This window comes from Allokutzneria sp. A3M-2-11 16 (assembly GCF_024213555.1).
Lineage (GTDB): Bacteria > Actinomycetota > Actinomycetes > Mycobacteriales > Pseudonocardiaceae > Allokutzneria.
The window spans coordinates 46,268-70,416 of record NZ_JANAVO010000003.1; the positions used below are offsets into that span (position 1 = coordinate 46,268).

General features: G+C 69.3%; 20 protein-coding genes and 1 pseudogene. 12 read left to right on the forward strand and 9 right to left on the reverse strand.

What is annotated here, in order from left to right; all coding sequences use genetic code 11:
* Positions 1-67: 67 nt before the first annotated feature.
* Entirely contained in the window at positions 68-1,111 is a 1,044-nt protein-coding gene (locus NLX83_RS21990) for an ArsR/SmtB family transcription factor (protein ID WP_254237012.1), read from the forward strand.
* On the opposite strand, the gene NLX83_RS21995 is transcribed toward NLX83_RS21990, so the two are convergent.
* On the reverse strand, positions 1,096-1,485 hold the full coding sequence (locus NLX83_RS21995) for a hypothetical protein (protein WP_254237013.1): 390 nt from the start codon (positions 1,483-1,485) through the stop codon (positions 1,096-1,098). The two genes, NLX83_RS21990 and NLX83_RS21995, sit on opposite strands and share 16 nt — an antisense overlap.
* A gap of 129 nt (positions 1,486-1,614) precedes the next feature.
* Positions 1,615-2,097 (reverse strand): polyprenyl synthetase family protein, encoded by a 483-nt coding sequence (locus NLX83_RS41105; RefSeq protein WP_256564237.1) that lies wholly within the window; start codon positions 2,095-2,097, stop codon positions 1,615-1,617.
* Positions 2,098-2,169: 72 nt separating this feature from the next.
* Between NLX83_RS41105 and NLX83_RS22010 the strand changes: the two genes are divergently transcribed.
* Complete coding sequence (locus NLX83_RS22010; RefSeq protein ID WP_254237014.1) at positions 2,170-3,312, forward strand: oxygenase MpaB family protein; 1,143 nt, start codon at positions 2,170-2,172, stop codon at positions 3,310-3,312.
* A gap of 370 nt (positions 3,313-3,682) precedes the next feature.
* Here NLX83_RS22010 and NLX83_RS22015 read toward each other — a convergent pair whose 3' ends face one another.
* The 3 genes from NLX83_RS22015 to NLX83_RS22025 form a co-directional block, all read right to left on the reverse strand.
* The gene (locus NLX83_RS22015; protein WP_374118790.1) at positions 3,683-4,066 is read right to left on the reverse strand and encodes a type I-E CRISPR-associated protein Cas6/Cse3/CasE; all 384 of its coding nucleotides are present in this window, start codon (positions 4,064-4,066) and stop codon (positions 3,683-3,685) included.
* A gap of 134 nt (positions 4,067-4,200) precedes the next feature.
* A complete protein-coding gene (locus tag NLX83_RS22020) occupies positions 4,201-4,944 on the reverse strand; it encodes an SDR family NAD(P)-dependent oxidoreductase (protein WP_254237016.1) in 744 nt (247 codons plus the stop codon).
* Positions 4,944-5,402 (reverse strand): DUF6545 domain-containing protein, encoded by a 459-nt coding sequence (locus NLX83_RS22025; protein ID WP_254237017.1) that lies wholly within the window; start codon positions 5,400-5,402, stop codon positions 4,944-4,946. The genes NLX83_RS22020 and NLX83_RS22025 overlap by 1 nt, the downstream gene beginning before the upstream one ends.
* A 718-nt stretch (positions 5,403-6,120) precedes the next feature.
* Between NLX83_RS22025 and NLX83_RS22030 the strand changes: the two genes are divergently transcribed.
* Positions 6,121-6,588 (forward strand): hypothetical protein, encoded by a 468-nt coding sequence (locus NLX83_RS22030; protein WP_254237018.1) that lies wholly within the window; start codon positions 6,121-6,123, stop codon positions 6,586-6,588.
* Between the two features lie 148 nt (positions 6,589-6,736).
* Here NLX83_RS22030 and NLX83_RS22035 read toward each other — a convergent pair whose 3' ends face one another.
* Positions 6,737-7,084, reverse strand: a complete 348-nt coding sequence (locus NLX83_RS22035; RefSeq protein WP_254237019.1) for an MFS transporter — start codon at positions 7,082-7,084, stop codon at positions 6,737-6,739.
* A gap of 164 nt (positions 7,085-7,248) precedes the next feature.
* Between NLX83_RS22035 and NLX83_RS22040 the strand changes: the two genes are divergently transcribed.
* From NLX83_RS22040 to NLX83_RS22050, 3 genes are all read left to right on the forward strand, one after another.
* A complete protein-coding gene (locus NLX83_RS22040) occupies positions 7,249-8,145 on the forward strand; it encodes an SDR family oxidoreductase (protein ID WP_374118791.1) in 897 nt (298 codons plus the stop codon).
* 317 nt (positions 8,146-8,462) lie between these two features.
* Positions 8,463-13,025, forward strand: a complete 4,563-nt coding sequence (locus NLX83_RS22045) for a HAMP domain-containing protein (protein WP_254237020.1) — start codon at positions 8,463-8,465, stop codon at positions 13,023-13,025.
* Complete coding sequence (locus tag NLX83_RS22050) at positions 13,010-15,463, forward strand: SpoIIE family protein phosphatase (RefSeq protein ID WP_254237021.1); 2,454 nt, start codon at positions 13,010-13,012, stop codon at positions 15,461-15,463. Before NLX83_RS22045 ends, NLX83_RS22050 begins: the two co-directional genes overlap by 16 nt.
* A gap of 77 nt (positions 15,464-15,540) precedes the next feature.
* Here NLX83_RS22050 and NLX83_RS22055 read toward each other — a convergent pair whose 3' ends face one another.
* Positions 15,541-15,819, reverse strand: coding sequence for a hypothetical protein (locus NLX83_RS22055; RefSeq protein WP_254237022.1), 279 nt, complete (start codon positions 15,817-15,819; stop codon positions 15,541-15,543).
* A gap of 290 nt (positions 15,820-16,109) precedes the next feature.
* Here NLX83_RS22055 and NLX83_RS22060 point away from each other — a divergent pair, with 290 nt between their 5' ends.
* Positions 16,110-16,622 (forward strand): CHRD domain-containing protein, encoded by a 513-nt coding sequence (locus NLX83_RS22060; protein WP_254237023.1) that lies wholly within the window; start codon positions 16,110-16,112, stop codon positions 16,620-16,622.
* A 286-nt stretch (positions 16,623-16,908) separates the two neighbouring features.
* Here the strand turns inward: NLX83_RS22060 and NLX83_RS22065 are convergent, their stop codons facing one another.
* Both NLX83_RS22065 and NLX83_RS42275 read right to left on the reverse strand, forming a co-directional pair.
* Positions 16,909-17,325 carry a MarR family winged helix-turn-helix transcriptional regulator gene (locus NLX83_RS22065; protein ID WP_254237024.1) on the reverse strand — a complete coding sequence of 139 codons (417 nt, stop codon included), beginning with the start codon at positions 17,323-17,325 and terminating at the stop codon, positions 16,909-16,911.
* A 189-nt stretch (positions 17,326-17,514) separates the two neighbouring features.
* Positions 17,515-17,595, reverse strand: a pseudogene (locus tag NLX83_RS42275) (ZIP family zinc transporter); the annotation flags it as partial.
* A 424-nt stretch (positions 17,596-18,019) separates the two neighbouring features.
* Between NLX83_RS42275 and NLX83_RS22070 the strand changes: the two are divergent.
* From NLX83_RS22070 to NLX83_RS22090, 5 genes are read left to right on the forward strand one after another with little or no spacing between them, the layout of a single operon-like run.
* Entirely contained in the window at positions 18,020-19,339 is a 1,320-nt protein-coding gene (locus NLX83_RS22070) for an extracellular solute-binding protein (protein WP_254237025.1), read from the forward strand.
* A 23-nt stretch (positions 19,340-19,362) separates the two neighbouring features.
* Positions 19,363-20,277, forward strand: a complete 915-nt coding sequence (locus tag NLX83_RS22075) for a carbohydrate ABC transporter permease (RefSeq protein ID WP_254237026.1) — start codon at positions 19,363-19,365, stop codon at positions 20,275-20,277.
* Position 20,278: 1 nt separating this feature from the next.
* The gene (locus NLX83_RS22080) at positions 20,279-21,181 is read left to right on the forward strand and encodes a carbohydrate ABC transporter permease (RefSeq protein WP_254237027.1); all 903 of its coding nucleotides are present in this window, start codon (positions 20,279-20,281) and stop codon (positions 21,179-21,181) included.
* A 56-nt stretch (positions 21,182-21,237) separates the two neighbouring features.
* Positions 21,238-23,067: a glycoside hydrolase family 2 protein gene (locus NLX83_RS22085; RefSeq protein WP_254237028.1), complete on the forward strand. Its 1,830-nt coding sequence runs from the start codon at positions 21,238-21,240 to the stop codon at positions 23,065-23,067.
* On the forward strand, positions 23,064-24,113 hold the full coding sequence (locus NLX83_RS22090; RefSeq protein WP_254237029.1) for a LacI family DNA-binding transcriptional regulator: 1,050 nt from the start codon (positions 23,064-23,066) through the stop codon (positions 24,111-24,113). The genes NLX83_RS22085 and NLX83_RS22090 overlap by 4 nt, the downstream gene beginning before the upstream one ends.
* Positions 24,114-24,149 lie beyond the last annotated feature (36 nt).

Below are 24,149 nucleotides of genomic sequence, written 5' to 3' on the forward strand. Positions count from 1 at the left end.
GTTGACATGACCGGATTGGGCGTGACGCTTTTCACATGTCATGTCGTTGGGGAGAACGGGAGCCGCCATGCTGCGCATCTACTTCACCGCGGAGGATCTGGGCCGGACGCGTGTGGCCGCCGCGCCGGACCCGCTGTGGGAGACGGTGCTCAGCGTGCATCGCCTGCTTGCGCGGGAAGGCGATGTGGTGTTCGACGGCTGGCGGCACCACGTGCGCTCCGCGTGTGCTCAGCCGAGCCTGCTCGACCAGTTGCGGTTGCTGCTGCCGTTGTTGCCGCCGCGCGGTTACTTCCCGGACTTCCTCACGCCGACCACCGGGTCGCAGGGGTTGCGCGCGGGCATCGAGGCGATTCTCAGCACGCCGAAGCAGCGTCTGCGGGCCGAGCTGGAGTTGCTGGACAACCGCTACCAGCTGCCGTTCTGGGTGAGCGCGCTGGCGGAGGGGGACCGTGCGGTCCTGCGCAGGCTCACCTCGGCGATCGTCACCTACCACGAGGTCGCGCTCGCGCCGTACCAGTCGATGATGCAGGCGTGTGTCGACGCCGAGCGGACCGTTCGCGCCCGCACCCTGCTGGACGCGGGAGCCGAGGGGCTGCTGTCCGGGTTGAGGCCGGTGATGCGCTGGTCGTACCCGGTTCTCGAAGTCGAGTTCCCGGTGGACCAGGAGTTGCACCTGGAAGGCCGGGGGTTGCTCCTGCTGCCGTCGTTCTTCTGCTACCAGTACCCGGTTTCGCTGTTGGACCCGACGCTGATGCCGGTGCTGGTCTACCCCGTGGAACGTGGTGCCCAGTGGATCGTCGACACGTTCCGGAAGGCCGACAACGACAGCGAGCGCGCGCTGGCGGCCCTGCTCGGCAACACCCGCGCGAGAGTGCTCGAAGCGATCGCCACCGCCGGGCACACCACCAGCGAACTCGCGCAACGGGTGAAAATCTCGCCCGCGTCGGCGAGTCAGCACGCGACCGTGTTGCGCAACGCCGGTCTGGTGACGAGTCGCCGCTGGGGTGGAGCGGTGCTGCACACGCTCACGCCGCTGGGTGCTTCGCTGCTGCGCAATCCTCCGGGGCACAAAGCGGTGGCAAAGCCCGCCCGTGCTTATGGCTCCCGGTAGCGAAGCTGTCGGCACCACGGCCGCACCGACTCGCTGGCCCGGTTCACCATCCCGGTGGGAACAGCCATGACAGGGCGGTGAGGCACTTGTCGACGTAGGCGTCCTGACCGGTTTCCAGTCCGTGGGCCAGGTCCTGGATGAGGCTGCACCTGGCGTAGAAGACCGCCCGGCGCGATCGCCACGCCGTGGACCGTCCATTGTGGACGAGAAAGCTGCGACAGCGGCTGGCCCGGCGGCGTGAAGTACGCCAGACATCCTTGTTCGGCAACGATGGTGAGCAGCCGGGCCTCGCGTTCGACCTGACCGGGATCGACTTCCTTGGCAAAGCGCACGACCAGCTCACCGCTGACTTCGTGGGCGTCGTTGTAGTCCATTCTGGACATGCTGCCAACACAAAGCACTTACCGGTCAACGGTCAAGCGCGCAGAAGAACACCATGACGAGCTTCGTCCGCAAAGGACAGTCCGAAGTGGACGGAAACGTTGAGTGCTGTCTCGCGGTCCTCACCGATTCCCTGGGGATACCCGGGATCGGCAGTGGGCGCGGTCGACGGCGATGTCGGCCAGTTCGGCCAGCCGGTCCCGACTGGCCGAGGGCGGCAGTCCGGATAGGTGGGTGCGGGCCAGGGTGGGTTGCCGGTTGGCGACGTCGCTGAGCGCGGCGGTCGTGGTGGTGTAGGGCAGCAGGTCGTCGCGGATCTGAAAGGCCATGCCCAACTGCTCGCCGTAGGAACGCAACGCCTCCACCTGCTCGGGGGCGGCGTCGGCGAGTATCGCCCCGGCCTGGCAGGTTGTCCCCGGCCAGCAGGGCCTCGCAGGTACCGAAGTGCTCCACTGTGGAGGCCCTGAGCAGGGCGGAAGGAAGCGACGTTCACGGCGTGGCCCGCGGCCCGCGCGTTCTGCGCTTTCCAGCGACCGCCCCGACGATAGGCCGTTCGGACGACACGAACGGGCATTCGGGGCATCGGCGCGGATCGATCTAGCCATGCGCCACGAGGCAGCGCTTAGCTCGCCTGACGCGACAAGGCGTACCGCGCAGCGAACGAGGGTGAGAGCGACATGCTCGACAAGGCCGCAGTGGAGGCACTGAAGTTCCAGGGCGACCCGCTCGCCGACAGCGTGATCGCCGACATCGTCGCCACCGGCCAGGTGAACTCCGTGAACGAGGTCCTCGCACAGTTCCGCGCCAACGACCAGCCCATCCCCGAGAACCTGCCGGAGTCGGTGCGCGCCTACCTCATCGCCACCGACAATCCGCCCGGCTGGGCCGACCTCGCCCGGGTGGCCAGCGCGTACGAGTTCTTCGTCGACGACGGCGTGCACGTCGCCTCCGTGCTCTCGTTCGGCGCGATGGTCAACTGCTACGCCCAGCCGCGTCCGTCACGGGTGCTCGCGCTGACGCACCGGTTGAACCAGCCGCATCGGCGGCTGTCGGAGACCTCCCAGTTCGTGCTCAACATGATGGGGCACGAGCCGTTCGGTTCCGGCGGAGCGTTCGTGCCCACCGTGCAGAAGACCCGGCTGATCCACGCGGCCGTGCGGTACTTCATCACTCGCTCGGGCAAGTGGGACATCGAAGCCGACGGTGTTCCCGTGTGCCAGCAGGACATGCTCGGCGCACTGCTCATCTTCTCGGTGCAGGTCATCGACGGGATGCGCCGCATCGGCATCGCGGTGACCGAGGAGGAGGCCGAGGGCTACTACTACGTGTGGCGGGTGACCGGCGCCATGCTCGGCATCCCCGCCCTGGCCATGCCGGAGACCCTGGACGAGGCGCGGCAGCTCAACGCCTCCCTCGTCGAGGCCGCGTACGCGCCATCGCCCGAAGGCGTGGCGCTCACCCGCAACCTGCTCGACCTGTACGAGAAGATGGTGCCCGGCAAGGTGTTCGACGGCGTCGTCGCCGCCATGGTCCGGCAAACGATCGACCCACAGGTCGCTGACTGGATGAACGTGCCGCACTCACCGGGCTGGACCCGCGCCGTCCGCACCGGCACCCGGCTGATGCGCGTCCTGGAACGATCCGAGGACACCAGCAAGATCGCCACTACCGTCTTGGACAAGGCAGGCACCCTCCTGCTCGGCGGCAGTGTCCGCACCCTCACCGACGGGCAGTCCACCGCGCTCAACATCCCAGCCGACCTGAAGGAGAAATGGCTCGCCGCGGGCACCTGCCCGGCAAGCCCGACCGCGACGGCCTGATTCCCCAGACGCGCTCCCCGTCGACCCCGTCCAACAGGAACGGCTGCGCAGGCTCGGCTGCGGTTCGATCGGATCGGGTCACCCCGTAGGCGGCGGCTTCGACCGCGCTGGTCGAGTCGCATGACAGGGCCCGGGTGCGGTTCCCGGTCAGCTCTGCCACGGGTGACCCGTTGCTGACCGATCTCGTTCAGGCCCGGGACGGGCGCGTCGTGCTGTGGCGTGAGTGGTCGGTTTCGTTGTCCGGCAACAGGGCCGTCACCGCCCCAGACGTAGGGCTGGCCGAGTTGGTTGTAGGCGAAGATCGCGCGCTGGAGGTCTCCGGTGCCTGCGCCGTTGTGCGCCGAGAGTTGTTGGGAGCCGTCGCATGGCTCTAGGCCGCGGCGATCGGCACGAGGGAGAGCAGGCCGAGGCCGTGGGCGCGTCCCTTGCCGATTCCGGTTGCGACGGCGTCGCGCACGGCATCGGCGTCGGTGATCTCGGCGAGGCCGTCGAACTGGATGTAGTTGTGCCGAATTCTGGTGTCCTTCGTGGTGTCGCGGTCTTTGCGCTTCCGGCGTGGTTGAGTGCCGTCGCGGTGAGGCCGCGCGGAGGCGGTGTGCAGTCGTAGGCCGTGTCGTTCGGCGCGGGTGATCCACCATTGGTCGGCGTCATCGCCCCAGAGGTGTACGCGCTTGCCACGCATGGGATTCCGTTGCGGCCACAGGCCTTGTGGGGGTTCGCGGCGATGCGGTAGTGCACCGTCATTCCGTCGCACAGGTGGTCGAGGAATCCGGTGAGCGATCTCATCTGTCCATTGAGGACATTGTTGATCCTCGAAGCCGCGCTGCGCGCACCGGTTGCTCGGCGACGTCCATTGACCGGCTTCGAGCGCGGGTTCGGCGTTGAGGTCTACCGGAGGTAGGAGGCGCCGTTGAGGTCGAGGACGGTGCCGCTGGCGAACTCCGCCTCCGGCGAGGCGAGGTAGAGCACGGCGGACGCGACCTCCTCGGCGGTGGCCACTCGGTAGAACGGGCTCTGCCCGCGTATCGCCTCGCCGACCTCACCTTGGAGGAACGGCGTTCCCATGCCGGTGTCGACCACCCCCGGGGCGACGGTGGTGACCGCGATCCCGTCGCCCCCGACGGCCACTGCGAGGGACTGGGCAAAAGCATGCAGCGCCGCCTTGCTCGCCGCATACGCCGGAGCGGCGGGCATCCCGCGATACGCGGCACGGGAACCGACGTTGACGATCCGCCCACGGCGCTCCCGCAGGTGCGGGATCGCGCAGTGGCTGACGTAAGCCGCGCCCAGCAAGTTGACCGCGACGATGCGTTGCCACGCCAACTGCCACTGCTCGAACGAGCAGTCGATCGCGTGCTCCGGCGCCGCGGTCCCCGCGTTGTTGACCACGACGTCCAACCCGCCCAAGTTGGCCGCAGTCGTCTCGACCAACCGTCTCGCCTGCTCGGGTTCTGCGAGGTCGGCGCCGAACATCACGTGCCCGACCCCCGGCAGATCGTCCACGACCTCCTGAGCACGTTCCGCGCTACTTGCGTAGTGGACCATCACCGCGTCCCCGGCCCGCGCGAACACCCGCGCGATCGCGGCTCCGATACCGCCGGACGCTCCAGTGACCAGCACAGCCCTGCCCATCAAACCCTCCCCGTCACCATGTTCATCGCTGGCCGACCCGGCCGCCAGGCGCGCGCCACGCGAGTGAAGAACGTCAGCTCCGAGCCCGGCGTCTCACTGAGCTCCAGCGACATGCGGTCACAGGTCGCTCGGTGGTCCTCAGCAGTGACGTACGGACGCAACACGAGCATGACGTCACGGATCTCCACCACCGCCCGGCACACCCTCTCCGACACATCACGAACGAACACCACATCAAGCAACCGCGCCCGCGGCTCCCGCAACGCGAGCTCCGGGGCCTCAGCAAGAACATCTCGCCACAACCGCCACAACACCCACCACGAGTACCGAAGCCTCAACCACCACCCGGCCGACGGCACCCACACTCCCGACGCCAACAACAGTGCCTCCACGCCAGTTACCGGGGACAGTCCCTCGGTGAGCACGTCGAGCGTGTCGAGGTCGATCTTGCCCCGCACACCAAGCACCACCGCCTGGCCCTCGACGAGGCGCTTCAGCACCGTCCGCAGAAGCTCTGGATCTCCATACGAACCACAGCGATGTTGTTCTCCCACAACGACAACCGTGCGAGAAACCGCCGTCGTCGTCTCACCTGGTCGCCATGCCCACACTGAAGCCGGAACCTGAGTCAGCGCTGGGGGAGCGGGTCACTGTCCGAGTCGGAACAGGGCAACTCGCAGTGTCCAACGCAGACAACAGTTTTACGTCAAGAGCATCCCCTGCGGGACGCCGAGCTGGTTGTCCAGCGTGCGACTGCCGCACCGCAGCTCACGGACTGAGGGGGCTTCACGCTTCGCAGGCCAACCCGAAAGCTACCCGGAAGGCGGTGGGCGTCGGCCTTCCGACGGCCGCGTTCGCGGCGAACCCAGTTCCGTGGTCGGCGGCAAGGAAAAACGCCACCGACCAGAGGTCAGGGGGACGGCGACCAGTCAACCGCCGATGCGGTCTCCTCCAGCGGTGTCGAGCCAGGCCAGGATCGGTTTCCTGCCTGGCCTTTACTTTCGGTACCAGCTTTCGGGCCACGGTGAGCTTGGGGGCTGGCCAAGCCCAAGGGCGTGCTCTGAGATCGCCTGAGCAGCAGGAACGGTGTCCGCTTGTGTCGATGTTCCCGCGCTGAGCAACACTGTTCCCCACGGTTTTACGGCCACCGGCGGTGGCTTGGGCTTGAATAGCCTGGTGACGCAGATCAAGGTGTGGCACCGGTGGAGACACCGGTCCGTCGGGGGCCCCTGGGACATCCGCAAGGCTGATGCTCGGTTACTGGGCCAACTCATGGACGAGGCCAAGGAGCACCACCTCAGCGCGGTGGGACGACCGGGGTGGTTTCGGGACCACGAATCCGAGATCGTCGATGTGGCGGTGAAGTTCTGGGGTCCCGACTACTCCCCGGTGCTCTCGTTGCGCTGCCACATGGCGGTGCTGCTGAGGTCAGACACTGTCCGCTGGTTCGGTGTCGACATCTTGCCGAGCCGTTACTTCACTCTGAAGCGCATGAGTCAGGCGGAGGTTCGGCGGTGGATGGGCATGCTGCTCTACTGCGCACCGCATCAGCCCCTGGACCCAGAACAGGGACCAGCCGTGCTCGGCGCGCACGACGACCCCTGTGCTAAGACCATGGCTCAGCACAGGGCGAAAGTCCATTAAGGACAGAATCGGCGGTCTCTTGGGCTGATGCCCGGCGTGGTCGAGCAGCGGCACACGGCGTGCGCGCTGTGGGCCGGGCCCGGCGGGGCGAGGCAACCGGTGCGCCAGACTGGCTGTGTGGCTTGGTAGCGGGGATACGTAGAGCGGCCTACGGGTGTTCTGGGACCGCTCGGAGGACGGCGTCGGCGGCAAGCCGCCGCGAGATGTGGTCCTGCAGCTGATCCGCCGGGACGATCTCAGGGACTACGGCACGGCTGGCCGGGCCGAACAGTGGGACGGTCAAACCGGCACAGGCGGCCAGGATCGTCAGCACGGGAATGCTGGGGGAGCCGGAGAGCAGTTCCACCGCGAGGGCGGCGGAGGTGAGCGCGCCGAGGACCTCTGCGGTGATCATGAGGCGGGCGCGTGGGTAGCGGTCGGCCCACAGGTCACCGAAGGGCAGCATCAGCAGTTGCGGGACCGCCATCCAGTACGGGCACGGGCTCACGCCATTCACGCCGAAATTGCGGCTCAGCGAGGGCATCGGCGGGCGGCATACACAGCGCTAGAGCGACCCCAGGAGATGCACGGTTTGATTCGCTGAGACGGGGGAATTGTCCGCGCTGGAAGGTGCACCGTCGCCGAGTGTGTTGTTTGTTGCCGCGAGAGTGGGAGTTCATCGTGGTTGCTGACCAGTTCACGCCGCAGGATCCGCAGCAGCAGTACCCCGGTCCGCAGGAGCAGGGGGAGCAGTCGCAGCGACCGCCCGGGCGGGAGCGGGAGATGGGACCGGACCCCGACCACGGGGAGGACACCTATCGCGGAACCGGGCGGCTGAGCGGCCGGAAAGCTGTGATCACCGGTGGTGACTCCGGGATCGGGCGCGCGGTGGCGATCGCTTTCGCCCGCGAAGGCGCCGACGTGCTGATCGCGCACCTGGACGAAGAACAGGACGACGCCGACCGGACCGTGGAACTGATCGAACAAGCGGGCCGCAGCGGTGTCGCGGTGCCGGGAGATCTCCGCCAGGAGCGGGACTGCCAGGTGCTGGTCGAGCGGGCGGTGCGGGACCTGGGCGGCATCGACATCCTGGTCAACAACGCCGCCTACCAGATGGCGCAGGACAGCATCCTCGACATCACCACCGAGCAGTTCGACCGGGTGTTCAAGACCAACATCTACGCGATGTTCTGGCTGTGCAAGGCCGCCGTCCCGCACATGAGGCCTGGGGCCGCCATCATCAACAGCTCCTCCATCCAATCGCGGCAGCCGTCCCCGGAACTGCTGGACTACGCCGCGACCAAGGCCGCGATCGTCAACTTCACCCAGGGGCTGTCCGCGCAGCTGATCGGCAAGGGCATCCGGGTCAACGCCGTGGCGCCCGGCCCGGTGTGGACCCCGCTGATCCCCGCCACCATGCCGGAGGAGAAGGTCAGCGGTTTCGGCGAGCAGACCCCGATCGGCCGCGCCGCCCAGCCCGCCGAACTCGCGCCCGCCTACGTGTTCCTGGCCTCCCAGGAATCCAGCTACGTCACCGGTGAGGTTCTGGCCGTCACCGGAGGTCAGTTCCTCACCTGACTTGTGGATCGCACGCCAAGACCTGCTCCGAAACGGGTGAGGCCAGTGCGCGGAGGAGCTTGCCCTCCACAGTGGAGGGTGCGCGGGCGCCGGTCGGCACCTCAGCGAGACCACCACCGTCGGGCCGCTTCCGCACCACAATCACTTCCCGTGTGCCCCGCTGAGCGCAACGCCGTGGCCTGCAACACCCGGCGGGGCGGAATGGTTGACGCTCCGGCGTGTTCGTCCTTAGTTGCCGTAGGACAAACACGTATAGCGTGTACTCCAACACCGCCGCTGGTCGTGCGGGTGGCAGGCTTATGAGGAGCGAAGCGGATATGGCCGAGAAGTCGGGCGTGCGCTCGAACACCGCGGCCGCGGCGGCGTCGGGTGACCAGCTGGACCTGCGACAGCTGCTAGCGGGGTTGACCGCGGTGCGCGACGGTGACTTCGGTACGCGATTGCCTGATGACGCCGACGGTCTGCTGGGAGAGATCGCCACGGTCTTCAACGGCATGGTCGACCAGCTGTCGTTGTTCACCTCCGAGGTCACTCGTGTCGCCCGCGAGGTCGGTACCGAGGGACGACTGGGCGGCCAAGCGCAGGTGCCGGGTGTCTCGGGTACCTGGGAGGACCTGACCGACTCGGTCAACGCGATGGCCGGGAACCTGACCACGCAGGTCCGGGACATCGCCCAGGTCGCCACAGCGGTGGCGCGGGGTGACCTGTCGCAGAAGATCGACGTGGACGCGCGCGGGGAGATCCTGGAGCTGAAGGAGACCGTCAACACGATGGTGGATCAGCTGTCCTCCTTCGCCGATGAGGTCACCCGGGTGGCGCGGGAGGTGGGCAGCGAAGGCCGCCTCGGCGGGCAGGCCGAGGTTCCCGGCGTCGGCGGGGTCTGGCGGGACCTGACCGATTCGGTGAACTTCATGGCGGGCAACCTCACCGACCAGGTCCGCAACGTCGCTCAGGTCACCACGGCGGTCGCGCGGGGTGATCTGTCGCAGAAGATCACCGTGGACGCCCGGGGCGAGATCCTGGAGCTGAAGAACACCATCAACACGATGGTGGACCAACTGTCCTCCTTCGCCGACGAGGTCACCCGGGTTTCCCGCGAGGTGGGCACCGAGGGCGCGCTGGGCGGGCAGGCCGACGTCAAGGGCGTCTCCGGCACGTGGCGGGATCTCACGGACTCGGTGAACTTCATGGCGGGCAACCTCACCGCGCAGGTGCGCTCGATCGCCCAGGTCGCCACCGCCGTCGCGCGCGGCGACCTGTCGCAGAAGATCACCGTGGACGCGCGGGGGGAGATCCTGGAGCTGAAGAGCACCATCAACACGATGGTGGACCAGCTCTCGGCGTTCGCCGACGAGGTGACGCGGGTCGCCCGCGAGGTGGGCACCGACGGCCGTCTCGGTGGCCAGGCCGACGTGAAGGGGGTCTCCGGCACGTGGCGGGACCTCACTGACTCGGTGAACTTCATGGCCGACAACCTCACCGCTCAGGTCCGCTCGATCGCCGAGGTCACCACCGCGGTGGCCAAGGGTGATCTGTCGCAGAAGATCCGGGTGGACGCGCGCGGGGAGATCCTGGAGCTCAAGGACACCATCAACACGATGGTGGACCAGCTCTCGGCGTTCGCCGACGAGGTCACCCGCGTGGCCCGCGAGGTGGGCACCGAGGGCAACCTCGGTGGGCAGGCGACGGTGCGCGGGGTGTCGGGAACGTGGAAGGACCTCACCGACAACGTCAACGTGATGGCCTCGAACCTGACCGGTCAGGTTCGCTCGATCGCCCAGGTCGCCACCGCCGTGGCCCGGGGTGACCTGTCGCAGAAGATCGTGGTGGAGGCCAAGGGCGAGGTCGCCGCGCTGGCCGGGGTGATCAACACGATGGTCGACACGCTCTCGGCGTTCGCCGACGAGGTCACCCGCGTGGCCCGCGAGGTCGGCACGGAGGGCATCCTCGGCGGGCAGGCGCTGGTGCCCAACGTCGCGGGCACGTGGAAGGACCTCACCGACAACGTCAACTCCATGGCCAACAACCTGACCGGTCAGGTCCGCAACATCGCCCAGGTCACCACCGCCGTCGCCCGCGGCGATCTGACCCGCAAGATCGACGTCGACGCGCGCGGGGAGATCCTGGAGCTCAAGACCACCATCAACACCATGGTGGACCAGTTGTCCTCCTTCGCGGCCGAGGTCACCCGCGTGGCCCGGGAGGTCGGCAGCGAGGGCCGCCTCGGCGGGCAGGCGGAGGTCGAAGGGGTCTCGGGCACGTGGAAGCGGTTGACGGAGAACGTCAACGAGCTCGCCGGGAACCTCACCCGCCAGGTCCGGGCGATCGCCGAGGTCACCAGCGCGGTCGCCGAGGGCGATCTGACCCGCTCGATCACCGTCGAGGCATCCGGTGAGGTCGCCGAGCTCAAGGACAACATCAACTCGATGGTGGGGTCGCTGCGCGAGACCACCAAGGCCAACCAGGACCAGGACTGGCTCAAGTCCAACCTGGCCCGCATCTCCGGGTTGATGCAGGGCCGCCGCGACCTGGCGGTGGTCGCCGAGCTGATCATGGACGAGCTGGTGCCGTTGGTGCAGGCCCAGTACGGCGCCTTCTACCTCGCCGAGGAGGCCAGCGAGGGCACCGAGCTGCGGCTGATCAGCTCCTACGGCTACCCGGCGCAGGCCGGGGGGCCGCAGCGGGCACGCCGGTTCCGGTTGGGGCAGTCCCTGGTCGGCCAGGCCGCCCGCAGCCGACGCACGATCGCCACCGACGAGGTGCCCTCGGGGTATGTGCGCATCTCCTCCGGTCTGGGCGAGGCGGACCCGGCAAGCCTGGTGGTGTTGCCGATCGTGGTGGAGGAGCAGGTGCTCGGGGTCATCGAGCTGGCCTCGCTGGGCCAGTTCACCTCGATCCACCGCGACTTCCTCGACCAGCTGATGGAGACCGTCGGGGTCAACGTCAACACGATCATCGCCAACGCGCGCACCGACGAGCTGCTGGAGGAGTCGCAGAGGCTGGCCGGTGAGCTGCAGTCCCGCTCTGGTGAGCTGCAGGCGCGGCAGGAGGAACTGCAGCGCTCCAACGCCGAGCTGGAGGAGAAGGCCGCGCTGCTGGCCACGCAGAACGCCGACATCGAGACGAAGAACCTGGAGATCGAGCAGGCCCGCCAGGAACTGGAGACCCGCGCCCAGCAGCTGGCGCTGGCCTCGAAGTACAAGTCGGAGTTCCTGGCGAACATGAGCCACGAGCTGCGCACCCCGCTCAACAGCCTGCTGATCCTGGCGCAGCTGCTGTCGCAGAACCCGACCCGCAACCTCACGGCCAAGCAGGTCGAGTACGCCGGGATCATCCACTCCGCCGGGTCGGACCTGCTGCAGCTGATCAACGACATCCTCGACCTCTCCAAGGTCGAGGCCGGGAAGATGGACATCACCCCGGAGCGGGTGCCGCTGCGGCAACTGCTGGACTACGTCGAGGCCACCTTCCAGCCGATGACGAGTCAGAAGGGCCTCGGCTTCCAGGTCGTCACCGCGCCCGGGGTCTCGGCCGACCTGCTCACCGACGACACCCGGCTGCGGCAGGTGCTGCGCAACCTGTTGTCCAACGCGGTGAAGTTCACCGAGACCGGCAGCGTGGAACTGCGCATCGAACCCGCCGCCACCGGCGAGCTGCCCGCGACGGTGCGCGCACACGGCTCGGCGATCGCCTTCCGCGTCGTGGACACCGGCATCGGCATCGCCGAACAGCAACTGGAATCCATCTTCGGCGCCTTCCAGCAGGCCGACGGCACCACCAGCCGCAAATACGGCGGCACCGGGCTGGGCCTGTCCATCAGCCGCGAGATCGCCTACCTGCTCGGCGGCGCGATCACCGCGCACAGCACCCTGGGCCGGGGCAGCACCTTCACCCTCTACCTGCCCGTCGCGCGCCCGGACTTCACCGAAGTACCCACGACGCAGGAGCACGCCGACACCCTCCCGGCACCGGCCGGGGACAGTGATCAACCGATCCACGCGCCCGGTGTCGCCGCCGAGGACTCAGCGCACCAGCGGCGGCTGCTGGTGATCGAGGACCAGCCCCGCGGGCTGCTGTCCCTGGTGGCCGAGAGCGCGGTGGCCGACCTCGCCGGGGGCGGTGACTCCCGGGGGCCGGTGGAGATCGTGACCACCGTCGGCGCACAGGAGGCGGCCGAAGCCCTTGCGGCGCAAGCCTGTCACTGCATCGTCCTGGGCCTGGACATGCCCCAGGGCGCCGCGCTGCGATTCCTCGACGCCATGGACGGCGACCCTGGCCTGCGCACGGTTCCGGTGCTGGCGCACAACAACCGCAGGCTCGACCCCGAACACGAACAGGCGCTCCAGCAACACACCAGCAGAAGGCCCTTGGAGCTTCTGTCCAGTTTGGACGAACTCCGCGAGCGCATCGCCCTGCACCTCACCGCCGAGCAGCCCGGCGACGTCCTGCCGCTGGTGCGCCCCAACAGCACCGCCACCGCGGCGCCGCACACCACGCTCGCCGGGCTCGCCGGGCGTTCGGTACTGGTCGTCGACGACGACGCCCGCAACGTCTACGCGCTGACCAGCATCCTCGAACTGCACGGCATGGACGTCGTGCACGCCGAGAACGGGCGGCTGGGCATCGACGCCCTGACCACGCGCCCGGACATCGACATCATCCTGATGGACGTCATGATGCCGGAGATGGACGGCTACACCGCCACCGCGGCGATCCGGGCCATGCCCCAGCACGCGCAGCTGCCGATCATCGCCGTCACGGCGAAGGCGATGCCCGGTGACCGGGAGAAGAGCCTGGCCTCCGGGGCGAACGACTACGTGACCAAACCCGTTGACGCCGACGACCTCGTGGCCTGTGTGCAGCGGTGGCTGTCCCGGTGACCGGCGTGCACGACCCGGCGGAGGGGAGCACGATGCCCGGCATCGACCAGCGCACGCCGCTCCCCGCCCTCCTGGCCCCGCGCCGCGATCCCGACGCCTTGGCCCCCGGGGCCGCCGAACCCGGGCAGGGGTTGACCCGGCTGGCCGCGACGGTGGATCGGCTGCGCCGCGAGGTGCGGCTGGCTCACGCGGCGGCTGATGGGCGAGCACTGGTCGAGCTGGCCAAGGGAATCCTCGTCGAGCGGCTGCACTGCGGCCCGGCCGACGCCGCCCGTCAGCTCGACGCGCTGGCCGGGGACGCGGGCATGCCGGTGCTCGAGTTGGCCGCCGACATCGTCAACCAGGCCGCCCAGGACAAAATGGCCGGTACGGCGCGGGCCTTCCTCGCCCGGGCCCAGAGCGCGCCCGGAGGGCAGCCCTCGGAGTCGGTGCGGATGCGCACCACCGAAAGCGCGGTGCTCGCCGCCGGGGATACCCAGACCGTCGCCCAGTCACTGCTCGTCCACGCGCTGGCCCCACTGGGAGCGGTGGCCGTGGCGATCTGGGAGGCCAACGCCGACTCCTCCCTGGCCCTGGCCGGCTGCGCCGGACTGGCCGCGGAGGAAGCCCAGCGCTGGCACTACGTCCCGCCCGGAGTGGGCGTCCCCGCCCGCCGTGCCCTGACCGAGCGCGCCCTGGTCTGGCTCGAGGACCTCGCCGCCACCGGGCTTCCCTCCATCGGCGGCCACGACCTGCCCGCCGGAGCCCGGGCGGTCATCCCCGCCGGCACCGGCGGCCGCATCCTCGGAGTCCTGGAGATCTGCTGGCCTCATCCCCGGCCCGCGCCGCCGGAGCGCGTCCAGCGACAACTGGAAGCGCTGAGCCAGTTGTGCGCACACACCCTGGAAACCCGACCCAGCGGCGTCTGGGACCGCAGTGCCACCGCGGAGTCCGGCGAGCTGGCCGAACTCGCCGACAGCCTGCTGGATTCCGCCCTGCTCCTGCGCCCGCACCTGGACGCCGCCGGCGAACTCGTGGACTTCCGCATCCACCACGCCAACCGCAACTTCACCGACCTCCTCGCCCGCAAGCGGGAGCAGGTCAGCGGCGCACTGTTCCTGGAGGTCTACCCCATGTCCGCGGGCGCGGGCGGCCTGTTCGACAAGATCGAACACGTCCACGCCACCGGAGAGCCCTTCCGCGCCTCCCACGTGGTGCTGCCCGCCGTGGTCGACCAGGTCACCCTCACCGCGATGGCCGAGGTCAGCATCAGCAGGCACGGCGAGCACGTGCTGCTGGTGTGGCGGATCCAAGACGAGACCGCGCGGCTGGCGAACCTGCTCCAGCACGCCCAGCGCCTCGGCCGCATCGGTGGGTTCGAGGAGAACATCCTCACCAGCGTGATCACCTGGAACTCCCAGCTGTTCACCCTGCACGGCCTGCCGGAGACCGCCGCGCCCATCCCACTGGAACAGCTGGCCGTCCACGCCCACCCCGACGACACCCGCGCGATCACCCGGTTCCTGCGCACCCTGCTGCACCAGCACCGCCCGGCCTCCACCGCGTTCCGGCTCCGCCGCCCCGACGGCATCCTCCGGCACGTCCGGGTCATCGCCGAACCCCTGCTGGACAGCGACGGACTGCTCGTCGCCGTGCGCGGCGCCTACCAGGACATCTCCGCGCAGCACTGGACCGAGGTCGCCCTGTCGGCCACCCGCGATCAGCTCGCCCACACCGAACAGCAAGCCGCCGAGAGCAACCGGCTGGCCCTGCAGCTCCAGCAGGCGATCATGCCGCCCTCCCACACCCCCATCGACACCCCGGGGCTGCGGATCGCGGTGCGCTACCAGCCCGCCGAAACCGACTATGTCGTCGGCGGTGACTGGTACGACGCGATCACCCTGCCCACAGGAGAGATCCTGCTCTCCGTCGGCGACATCACCGGCCACGGCATCCAGGCCGCGACCGGGATGGTCGTGCTGCGCAACGCCCTGCGCGGGCTGGCCGCCACCGGCGCCGGGCCCGCGCAACTGCTGGGCTGGCTCAACCTCGTCGCGCGCCACCTCACCGACCGCATCCACGCCACCGCCCTCTGCGGCCTCTACGACCCCGCCACCCGCCTCCTGCGATGGGCCCGCGCCGGCCACCTCCCGCCCGTGCTCATCCGCGACGGCCACGCCGACACCCTGCCCATGATCACCGGGCGGCTGCTGGGGGTGTTCGCCGACAACACCTACGACGAAGGACAGGTGCAGCTACACGCCCACGACGTGCTGCTGCTCTACACCGACGGGCTCATCGAACGCCGCGGACACCCCCTCGACGACTGCCTCACCCACCTGCTCACCCAAGCCGCAGCACACGCGGACAACCTTGAACAACGCGTGGACCACCTGCTCGCCCACAGCGCTTCCGACACCGACGACGACACCTGCCTCATCGGCATCGAACTCACCTGACGCTCCCGCACAGAAGCACAATGCCCGGTGCACCCCGGGCCGGGAGGCCCGGGGCGCACCGTGTCCTCGAGCGGGGCTCAGTGACCGTGCCCGTGGGCGTCCAGGTCGAGGTCGAGTCCCAGATCGAGGTCCAGGTCGAGCACGCCGCGCAGCCCCGAGCCGTGATGCCCGTGCCCGCGGCCGTCGAGGTTGATCAGCGCGGTGATGTCCAGGTTCAGCGAGCTCTTCGCCGAGGTCGACGTCTGGGTCACGGTGTCGGTGGTGTCGGCGAAGGCCAGTGCGGGCGCACCCATGACCAGTGCGAGCGCGGCGGGCACAGCGGCGATGACGGTGGCCCTGCGGCGGAAACCCTGCATGTGTTCTCTCCTCTTCGAGTGGGGTTCGAAGTGCCTTTCAGCGCCTCGTGAACACATTCGGTACCGCACTGGCCCTGGATTGGTCAGCGGCGAAATTCCTTGGCGCGCAACGGCTGTGGGCTGCTGAACTCCTGCGGGGCCGCGCATTGTTTCCCCGAGTCACCGGTGATCACCAGTCCTGTCCCCGGATGGAGCAACTTCGCCCGATTCTCGCCGCCCGGACCAACCCATGCCTACGACGCCTCCGAAGGACAGGAATACGAAGCGAATCTCTTCTCCTGGAGGCTTTCATGCGTTTCACATCGCGTGTTCTCGGCACATCCGCGGTCGCCGCGGCCCTGGCGTTGGTCACCCTCGTTCCCGCGGCGAGCGCGTCCGAGTCCCGTCCCGCCCACCGCTCCTCCGGCATCGGTATCGGGCTCGGGCTCGACCTGGATCTGGACCTCGGTCTGGGGCGCTCGTACTCCGCCGTGCTGACCGGCGAGGCCGAGGTTCCCGGCCCGGGTGACCCCGATGGTCGCGGCTACGCCTCCGTCCGGATCGGCTCGACCCGGGTGTGCGCCACCCTCTCCGTCAACCGCATCGGCAACGCCAGCGCCGCCCACATCCACCGGGGCCCGGCGGGTACCAGCGGCCCTGTGGTGGTCCACCTCAAGGCCCCCACCCACGGGCGCAGCCACAGCTGCACCGACGTCAGCCGCGACCTGGCCAAGGAACTGCGCAAGCACCCGAGCCACTTCTACGTCAACGTGCACAACAGCGACTTCCCCGCGGGCGCCGTCCGCGGCCAACTGCACCGGTAAGCGCTCCGGAGGTGGGCTGGGGCCCGCGCCCAGCTCACCTCAGCGGCACATCGATCAGCGGCCAGGACAGCGGAGTTCCGCTCGTACGGCTCGGAAAGCGCGGTATCCGGCCACGAGGCCGCCTACATCACCCAGGCCGGTTCCAGGGCTTGTCGTCCGACCGTGCGCCACAGGCTCTGCTGCGGTCCGGCCTTTCCCTTGACCGCAGTTCTGCAACTGCCCTGGTGTCCCAACTGCTGTCCGAGCGCGTCCTGGCGCCTGAGTGCTGGGCGAGAGCCGGGGGGCGCTAGGGGGTGCGCGGGAGGAGGGGTGCGAGTTCGGAGATGAACTCTCCCAATGCCTTTCGCGCGGCTGGCGGTAGTCGGCGCACCGCTACCGCCAGGTGGTGAAGCTGCTCGTCGGCAAGGCGGTCGAGGTAGCGGCGGCCGTCACCGGTGAGCTGGCACCGTAGGTGTGACCCCTCGGTCAGCGGGGGTTTGCACACGATCAGACCTGCGGCGTACAGGCGGGAACTGGCCCGCAGCACCGCCTGCGCGGTGAGATGGGTTCGCCGCGCCAGTTCCTCGACCTCGACCGGACCCTCCGCCGCGGCGATCGCGGCGAGCACGTCCAGGTGCTGTCCGGACAGCTGAGGTCGCACGCGCCGCATCCCGCTGCGCCATAGCCGCGCCAGCCCGGTGAAACACCGGTGGGCATCGCGCATCGACACATCATCTTCGCTGTTCGCACGCGACATTGGCCGATCAGCTCCTCTCCACACGGTTGTGATCCGTTCTGGAGGGGTTACCACGCTATCGTCGGGTGATTCCCCTGCGGCAGAAGCGAGTTTCTTGCTCTGGAGCGGCTGACAGTGCCTCGCGCCGCTATGAGATGACCCGGAAGGTCAGATGTCGAGGTGGGAGAGGCTCCGGCCAGCTGTGCGCATGCCGGCAGCACTGGACAAGCCTTCCGGCACGTTGCTGATGAACACCGCCGGAACATCGTACGCCGTCAGGTTGTCAACCAGGCGGCTTTTCCCCTCCCGCAGAGAACGCAGCTATCCCCGCGTCATCAAACGGACAACACACGGAAAAGAGCGTCCACACAAGACAAGTTGCCGCCGTGGTCTGGGTCGCAGGCGCCCTACGCCGCACGGCGGGGCGGCGTCGGACTGGGCCGGGGTCAGGCTGGTCGTCGGGTGTTGTCGAAGTCGTCGAGTTGTCGTTGCACTCGCTCGGCATCGGTGTCGGTTCGCTGCTGCCGGAGCAGTTCCGGGGCATGCTGCCGGGCTGCGCGGACCCGGTGGTGGTAGCCGAGGGGACGGCGGCTCTTGACAGCAGAGCGGCGCCTGGCCACTCTGCGATTACAACGTGAGAATCCGTCGTGCGGGACCAGGCAGCGCGGACGAAGGAGTCCTCATGCGCCACGCTCCACGAACTGTCCGTCGCCGCTCGCTGTTGCGGAGCGCGGTCGCTGGAGCGGCCGGTTTCGGCCTGCTCGGTCTGGGCGGCAGCGGCTGCTCGGCGGGTACCGGTCTTGCCGGCCGACCACTGCAGATGTGGCACCTGTTCCAGGGCGCTGACGGCACGGTCATGATGTCGATGCTGGACGCGGTGCGCCCGGCTGTCGGGGTGCCGGTGCAGGCGACGTGCCTGGAGTGGGGTGCCCCGTACTACACGAAGCTGGGGATGGCGTCAGTGGGCGGTCGGCCCCCTGATCTCGGCATCATGCACGCCTCCCGGCTGTCGGGCTACGCGCCCGGCGGCCTCCTGCGGCCCTTCGACCACAGCCTGCTCGCCGAGTTCGGCATGACCGAGGACCGGTTCGCCCCGGCGCTGTGGCGCCGTTGCCTCTACGAGGGCGAGGTCTACGCGCTACCGCTGGACACCCACCCGTTCATCATGTTCGTCAACCTCGACGTCGCCGAGCGGGCCGGACTGCTCGGTACCGACGGCGCGCTCGTCCCGATCACGTCCCGGGAGCAGTTCGCGCACGCGGGCCGCAGGCTGGCCGAGGTCACCGGCGGCACCGGGATCGGCTTCGGGTTCCGGCTCGACAGCGCGCAGTGCTGGCGGCTGTTCTGGGGGCTCTACGGGCAGACCGGCGGCGAGTACCGGTTCTCCGGCAGCACGGCCGAGTGGGACATGGACCGGGCCGTCGAGGTCATCGCGTTCTGCCGCTCGCTGTTCGACAACCGGATCGTGTCCCGGTCGTCGAACTACGAGGCTGCCATCTCGGGATTCTCCACCGGGCGCACCGGCATGCTGCTCGGGGGAGAGTGGGAGCTGCCCGCTCTCGCGAAGGAGATCCCGAGGCTGGGCGCGCTGCCGATCCCGACGATGTTCGGCGCGGCGGCGAGCTACGCCGACTCACATGTGTTCGTCCTGCCGCGCAGGCCCGACACGGTGACCGAGCGGCTCCGCGCGACACACGCGCTGGCCGCCGGCCTCGTCGGCGAGGGCCTGACTTGGGCGCAGGGCGGCCACATCCCGAGCTACCTGCCGATCGTGGCGAGCCCGGAGTACGCGCGGCTGCGGCCGCAGTCCTCCTACGCGAGCGCGGCCGACCACGTGTTCCTCGATCCGCCCCTGTGGTTCACCGGTCCGGGCAGCGAGTTCCAGAAGCAGATGTCCGCCCGGCTGGAGCGTGGCTTCCTCGGTGAGCTCTCTCCCGAGGAGACCGCGCGCGCGATGCTCAGAGTGGTCGAGGACCTGCTTCGCCTCCCCAATCCCGCCTGATCTCCCGACAGGACGACACCGTCATGACGCAGATCGCCGTTCCCCCGCGTGCGCGGTCCCGTGCTCCCGCGCCGCGCCGCAGGCCGGGGTTCCTGAGCGCGGGCGCCTTCACCGGGCCCTACCTCGTCGCCTTCGCGCTCTTCCTCGCCATCCCCGCCGGATACCAGCTGTGGACGAGCTTCACCGACATGAGCCTGACCGGCCGCCCGGCGCGGTTCACCGGGCTCGCCAACTACGCCGAGGCGCTGGCGGACCCGAAGATGTGGTCGGCGCTGGGCAACACGCTGTTCTTCACGCTGATCACGACGGTTCCGCTGGTCGTGGTCTCGCTGGCGATGGCGCTGCTGGTCGCCACCGGGCTGCCGGGGCAGTGGCTGTGGCGGCTGTCCTACTTCGCCCCGTTCCTGCTCACCTCCGCGGTCGTGGCGTCGATCTGGGGCTGGATCTACCAGCCGGGCGGCGGCCTGATCACCGGTCTCCTGGAGTACGCCGGGCTGGCCGAGATCGGCTGGCTGACCGAGGAGGGCGTTGCGATGTGGTCGATCGCGATCACCACGCTGTGGTGGACGGTCGGCTTCAACTTCCTGCTCTACCTCGCGGCCATCCAGACGATCCCCGACCACCTGTACGAGGCCGCGGCCATCGACGGCGCGAGCCCGCTGCGCCGGCTCGCCAGCATCACCCTGCCGATGCTGCGCCGCACGACCGGGCTGGTCCTGCTGTTGCAGGTGCTGGCCTCGCTCAAGGTCTTCGACCAGATCTACCTGATGGTCAAGGGCGGGCCGAACGACGCGACCCGACCGATCCTGGAGTACGTCTACGACGTCGGCTTCACCGGCTACCGGCTCGGCTACGCCTCGGCGATCTCGGTGATCTTCTTCGTGCTCGTCGCGGGGGTCTCGCTCGTGCAGTTCGCCCGCTCGCGCAGGGAGGACTGAGATGGCCGTGCAGGTGGCGGGAACGACGGTCGCGGTCAGCAAGGCCGACCGGCGGCGCGGTACGACGCTGATGCTCGGCAGCTCCAGGCTCACCCGAGTGCTTGTGCTCGTCGCGCTCGTGGTGTTCTGCGCGCTGTGGCTGGCCCCGTTGGTGTGGGCGGTGCTGACCTCGTTCAAGTCGGAGACGGACGCGGCCGCGGTGCCGGTCACCTTCTGGCCGGAGAACGGGTGGACGCTCGAGGCCTACACGCAGGTGCTGTCGGTCGGATCGCTGCCGGTCTGGCTGCTCAACAGCCTCACCACGGCCACAGCGGTGACCGTGCTGACCGTGGTGATCTGCGCGCTGGCCGCCTACGCGCTGTCCCGGCTGGACTTCCGGGGCCGGCGGGGGCTGATGGTGCTGACGGTGGCCGCGATCCTGGTACCCGGCCAGATCCTGCTGGTGCCGCTCTACCAGGAGATGCAGGCCTTCGGCCTCGTCGACACGTTCTGGGGCATCGTCCTGCCCCAGGTCATCGCCCCGGTGAACGTCGTCGTGCTGAAGCGGTTCTTCGACACGGTGCCGGTCGAACTGGAGGACGCGGCCCGCATCGACGGCGCCGGACGGCTGCGCGTGCTGTGGTCGGTGATCCTGCCGCTGTCGCGTCCCGTCCTGGTCGCCGTCACGATCTTCACCTTCGTCAGTGCGTGGAACAACTTCCTGTGGCCGTTCATCGTCACCACCGACCCCGCTCTGATGACGATGCCGGTCGGGCTCGGCACCGTGCGCAACGCCTACGGGATCCAGTACGCGCAGACCATGGCCGCGGCGGTGATCGCGGCCGCACCACTGTTGGTGATCTTCCTGTTCTTCCAGCGGCAGATCATCAAGGGCATTGCCACGACCGGACTCGGCGGGCAGTGACGACCGCAGAGCAGTGACGACCGCAGAGCAGTGACGACCGCAGAGGAGTCCCACACGTGACCGAGGCCGTCCCCCGCCCCGAGCACCCGCGCCCGACCTGCGTGCGCCCGACCTGGCTGACCCTCAACGGCCGCTGGGAGTTCGAGGTCGACCAAGGCGACACGGGCCTGGAGCGCGGGCTGCTGGACCGCCCGCTCAGCGGCGGGATCACCGTGCCGTTCGCGCCGGAGTCGGCGGCGTCGGGAGTGGGCGCGAACGACTTCCTGGAGGCCGTCTGGTACGCGCGGACGGTCGAGATTCCGGCCGAGTGGGCGGGTTACCGGGTGCTGCTGCACTTCGGCGCCGTCGACCACGACGCCACGGTCTGGGTCGAGGGCACCGAGGTCGTGCGCCACCGCGGCGGGTTCTCGCCCTTCACCGCCGACCTGGGGGCCCGCGCCGGGGAGCGCGTGCGGATCGTGGTGCGCGCCCGCGACACCCGCCACGGCCCGCAGGCGCGCGGCAAGCAGTCCACGCGGTACGCCAACTACGAATGCTTCTACACCCGCACCACCGGGATCTGGCAGACGGTCTGGCTGGAGGCGGTGCCCGACGTGCACCTCCGCCGCGTGCGGGTCACCCCGAACCTCGCGGCGGGCACGCTCACCGTGGAGGCACCTGTTACGGCCAACCGGCCGGGCCACCGGCTCGTCGCCGAGCTCGCCGACGCCGACGGGCCGGTCACGCGGGCCGAGGTGCGGGCCGACCTCGACCTCGCCCCGGTGGCACAACTCGTGGTGCCGGCGGAACGGCTTCGTCCCTGGTCACCCGAGGACCCGCACCTCTACGACCTGCGAGTGGCGCTCGTGGACGCCGCCGGCGCGTCCGTCGACGAGGTCACCGGCTATGCCGGGATTCGCTCGGTGGCGATCGACGGGCGCGCGCTGCGCCTGAACGGCCGGCCGCTCTTCCAGCGGCTCGTCCTCGACCAGGGCTACTGGCCGCAGACCCTGATGACCGCCCCGAGCGACGAGGCGCTCGTGCGGGACATCGAGCTGGCCATGGCCGCGGGCTTCAACGGGGCGCGGCTGCACCAGAAGGTGTTCGAGGAGCGCTTCCTCTACCACGCCGACCGGCTCGGCTACCTCGTGTGGGGCGAGTTCGGCGACTGGGGTTCCGGCGGACACGGCCGTGCCGGGGACGAACAGCAGCCCACCCCCTCCTTCGTCACACAGTGGCTGGAGGTGCTGCAACGCGACCACAACCACCCCTCGATCATCGGGTGGTGCCCGCTGAACGAGACCCCTCAGCCGTTGCACGACCGCATCACCGTGCTCGACGACGTGACGCGGGCGATGTTCCTGGCCACCAAGCTCGCCGACCCCACCCGGCCGGTGCTCGACGCCTCGGGGTACTCGCATCGGGTCGCCGAGACCGACGTCTACGACTCGCACAACTACGAGCAGGACCCGACGGTGTTCGCCGAGCAGATCGGCGGCCTCTCGAACGGCAAACCCCACACCAACCGCTGGGAGGACGGGCGGCCGATCTCGCTGCCCTACGCCGGGCAGCCGTACTTCGTCTCCGAGTTCGGCGGGATCTGGTGGGACCCGGACGCCGCGCACGCCGACGGCCAGGACCGCGCCGAGTCGTGGGGCTATGGCGTCCGGGTGCGCGACGAGGCCGAGTTCCACGAGCGCTTCGCCGGGCTGACCGCGGCCCTGCTCGCCGATCCGGAGATGTTCGGCTACTGCTACACCCAGCTCACCGACCTCATGCAGGAGCGCAACGGCATCTACCGGTTCGATCGCTCGACCAAGCTCGACGTCGAGATCGTGCGCAAGGCGCAACAGCGCCCCGCCGCCTGCGAAACCCCCGATGACCGAGCTGCGATGATCCCGGAATGACCCCATCCGCATCCGGCCGCGCCGCCACGATCAAGGATGTGGCGGCGCTGGCCGGGGTGTCATGGAAGACGGTCACCAACGTCGTCCACGGGCGGGACAACGTCGCACCGGCCACCCGCGCGCGAGTGCTCGCCGCGATCTCCGAGCTCGACTACCGCCCGGACATTGCGGGCCGCACCCTGCGCCAAGGTCGTTCCCGCGCGCTCACGCTCGTGGTGCCCGACATCGTCAACCCGTACTTCTCGAGGCTGGTCGAGGCGGTGTTCGACGCCGCGGACGAGCGTGGCTACGCGGTGTTCGTCGAGTCCGCCGGACGGCAGCCGGCCGAGGAGCGGCGCGCGGCGTCCTCGCTGCTGCGCTTCGCCTTCGACGGCGTGCTCTTCAGCCCGACCCACACCCCGCCCGCCGCGCTCACCCGCCTCGCCACCCGGATGCCCGTCGTCCTGCTCGGCGAGAACACCGCGGGCACCACGCTCGACGTCATCGCGATCGACAACGTCACCGCGGCCCAGAAGCTGACCGCACACCTCATCGATCTTGGCAGGCGCCGCATCGCGTTCCTCGGCCACCGCCCAACGGGTCCGCTCGGGCCCGGCAGGCAGCGCATTGACGGCTATTCGGCGGCGCTGCGTGCCGCCGGGATCACCCCCGACCCCAGCCTGCTTGTCGAAGTGGGCGAGTTCGATGAAGCCGACGGGGCGGATGCGACGGCGCGGATGCTGGCAACCACACCCGACGTCGACGGGCTGGTGTGCGCCAACGACCTGCTCGCCTTCGGTGCCCTGCACGCACTACGGCGGGCTGGCGTACGGGTGCCCGAGGACGTCGCGGTCACCGGATGGGACGACACCCCGCACGCGGCGTACGCCAACCCGACGCTGACCACCGTGCGTCCGGATCTGAACGTGCTCGCCGCTACCGCCGTTGACCGCCTGGTCACGCGAATCGAACAACCAGGCGGTCCGCCGACAGCGGTCCTCGTGCCGTACGAGATCGTCGTGCGCGAGTCGTCGATCGGCCTGACCGGGGGCGTTTCTGAGACGTGATCACCGACGTCTCCCTTCCCGGAAGAAGCCGGACGG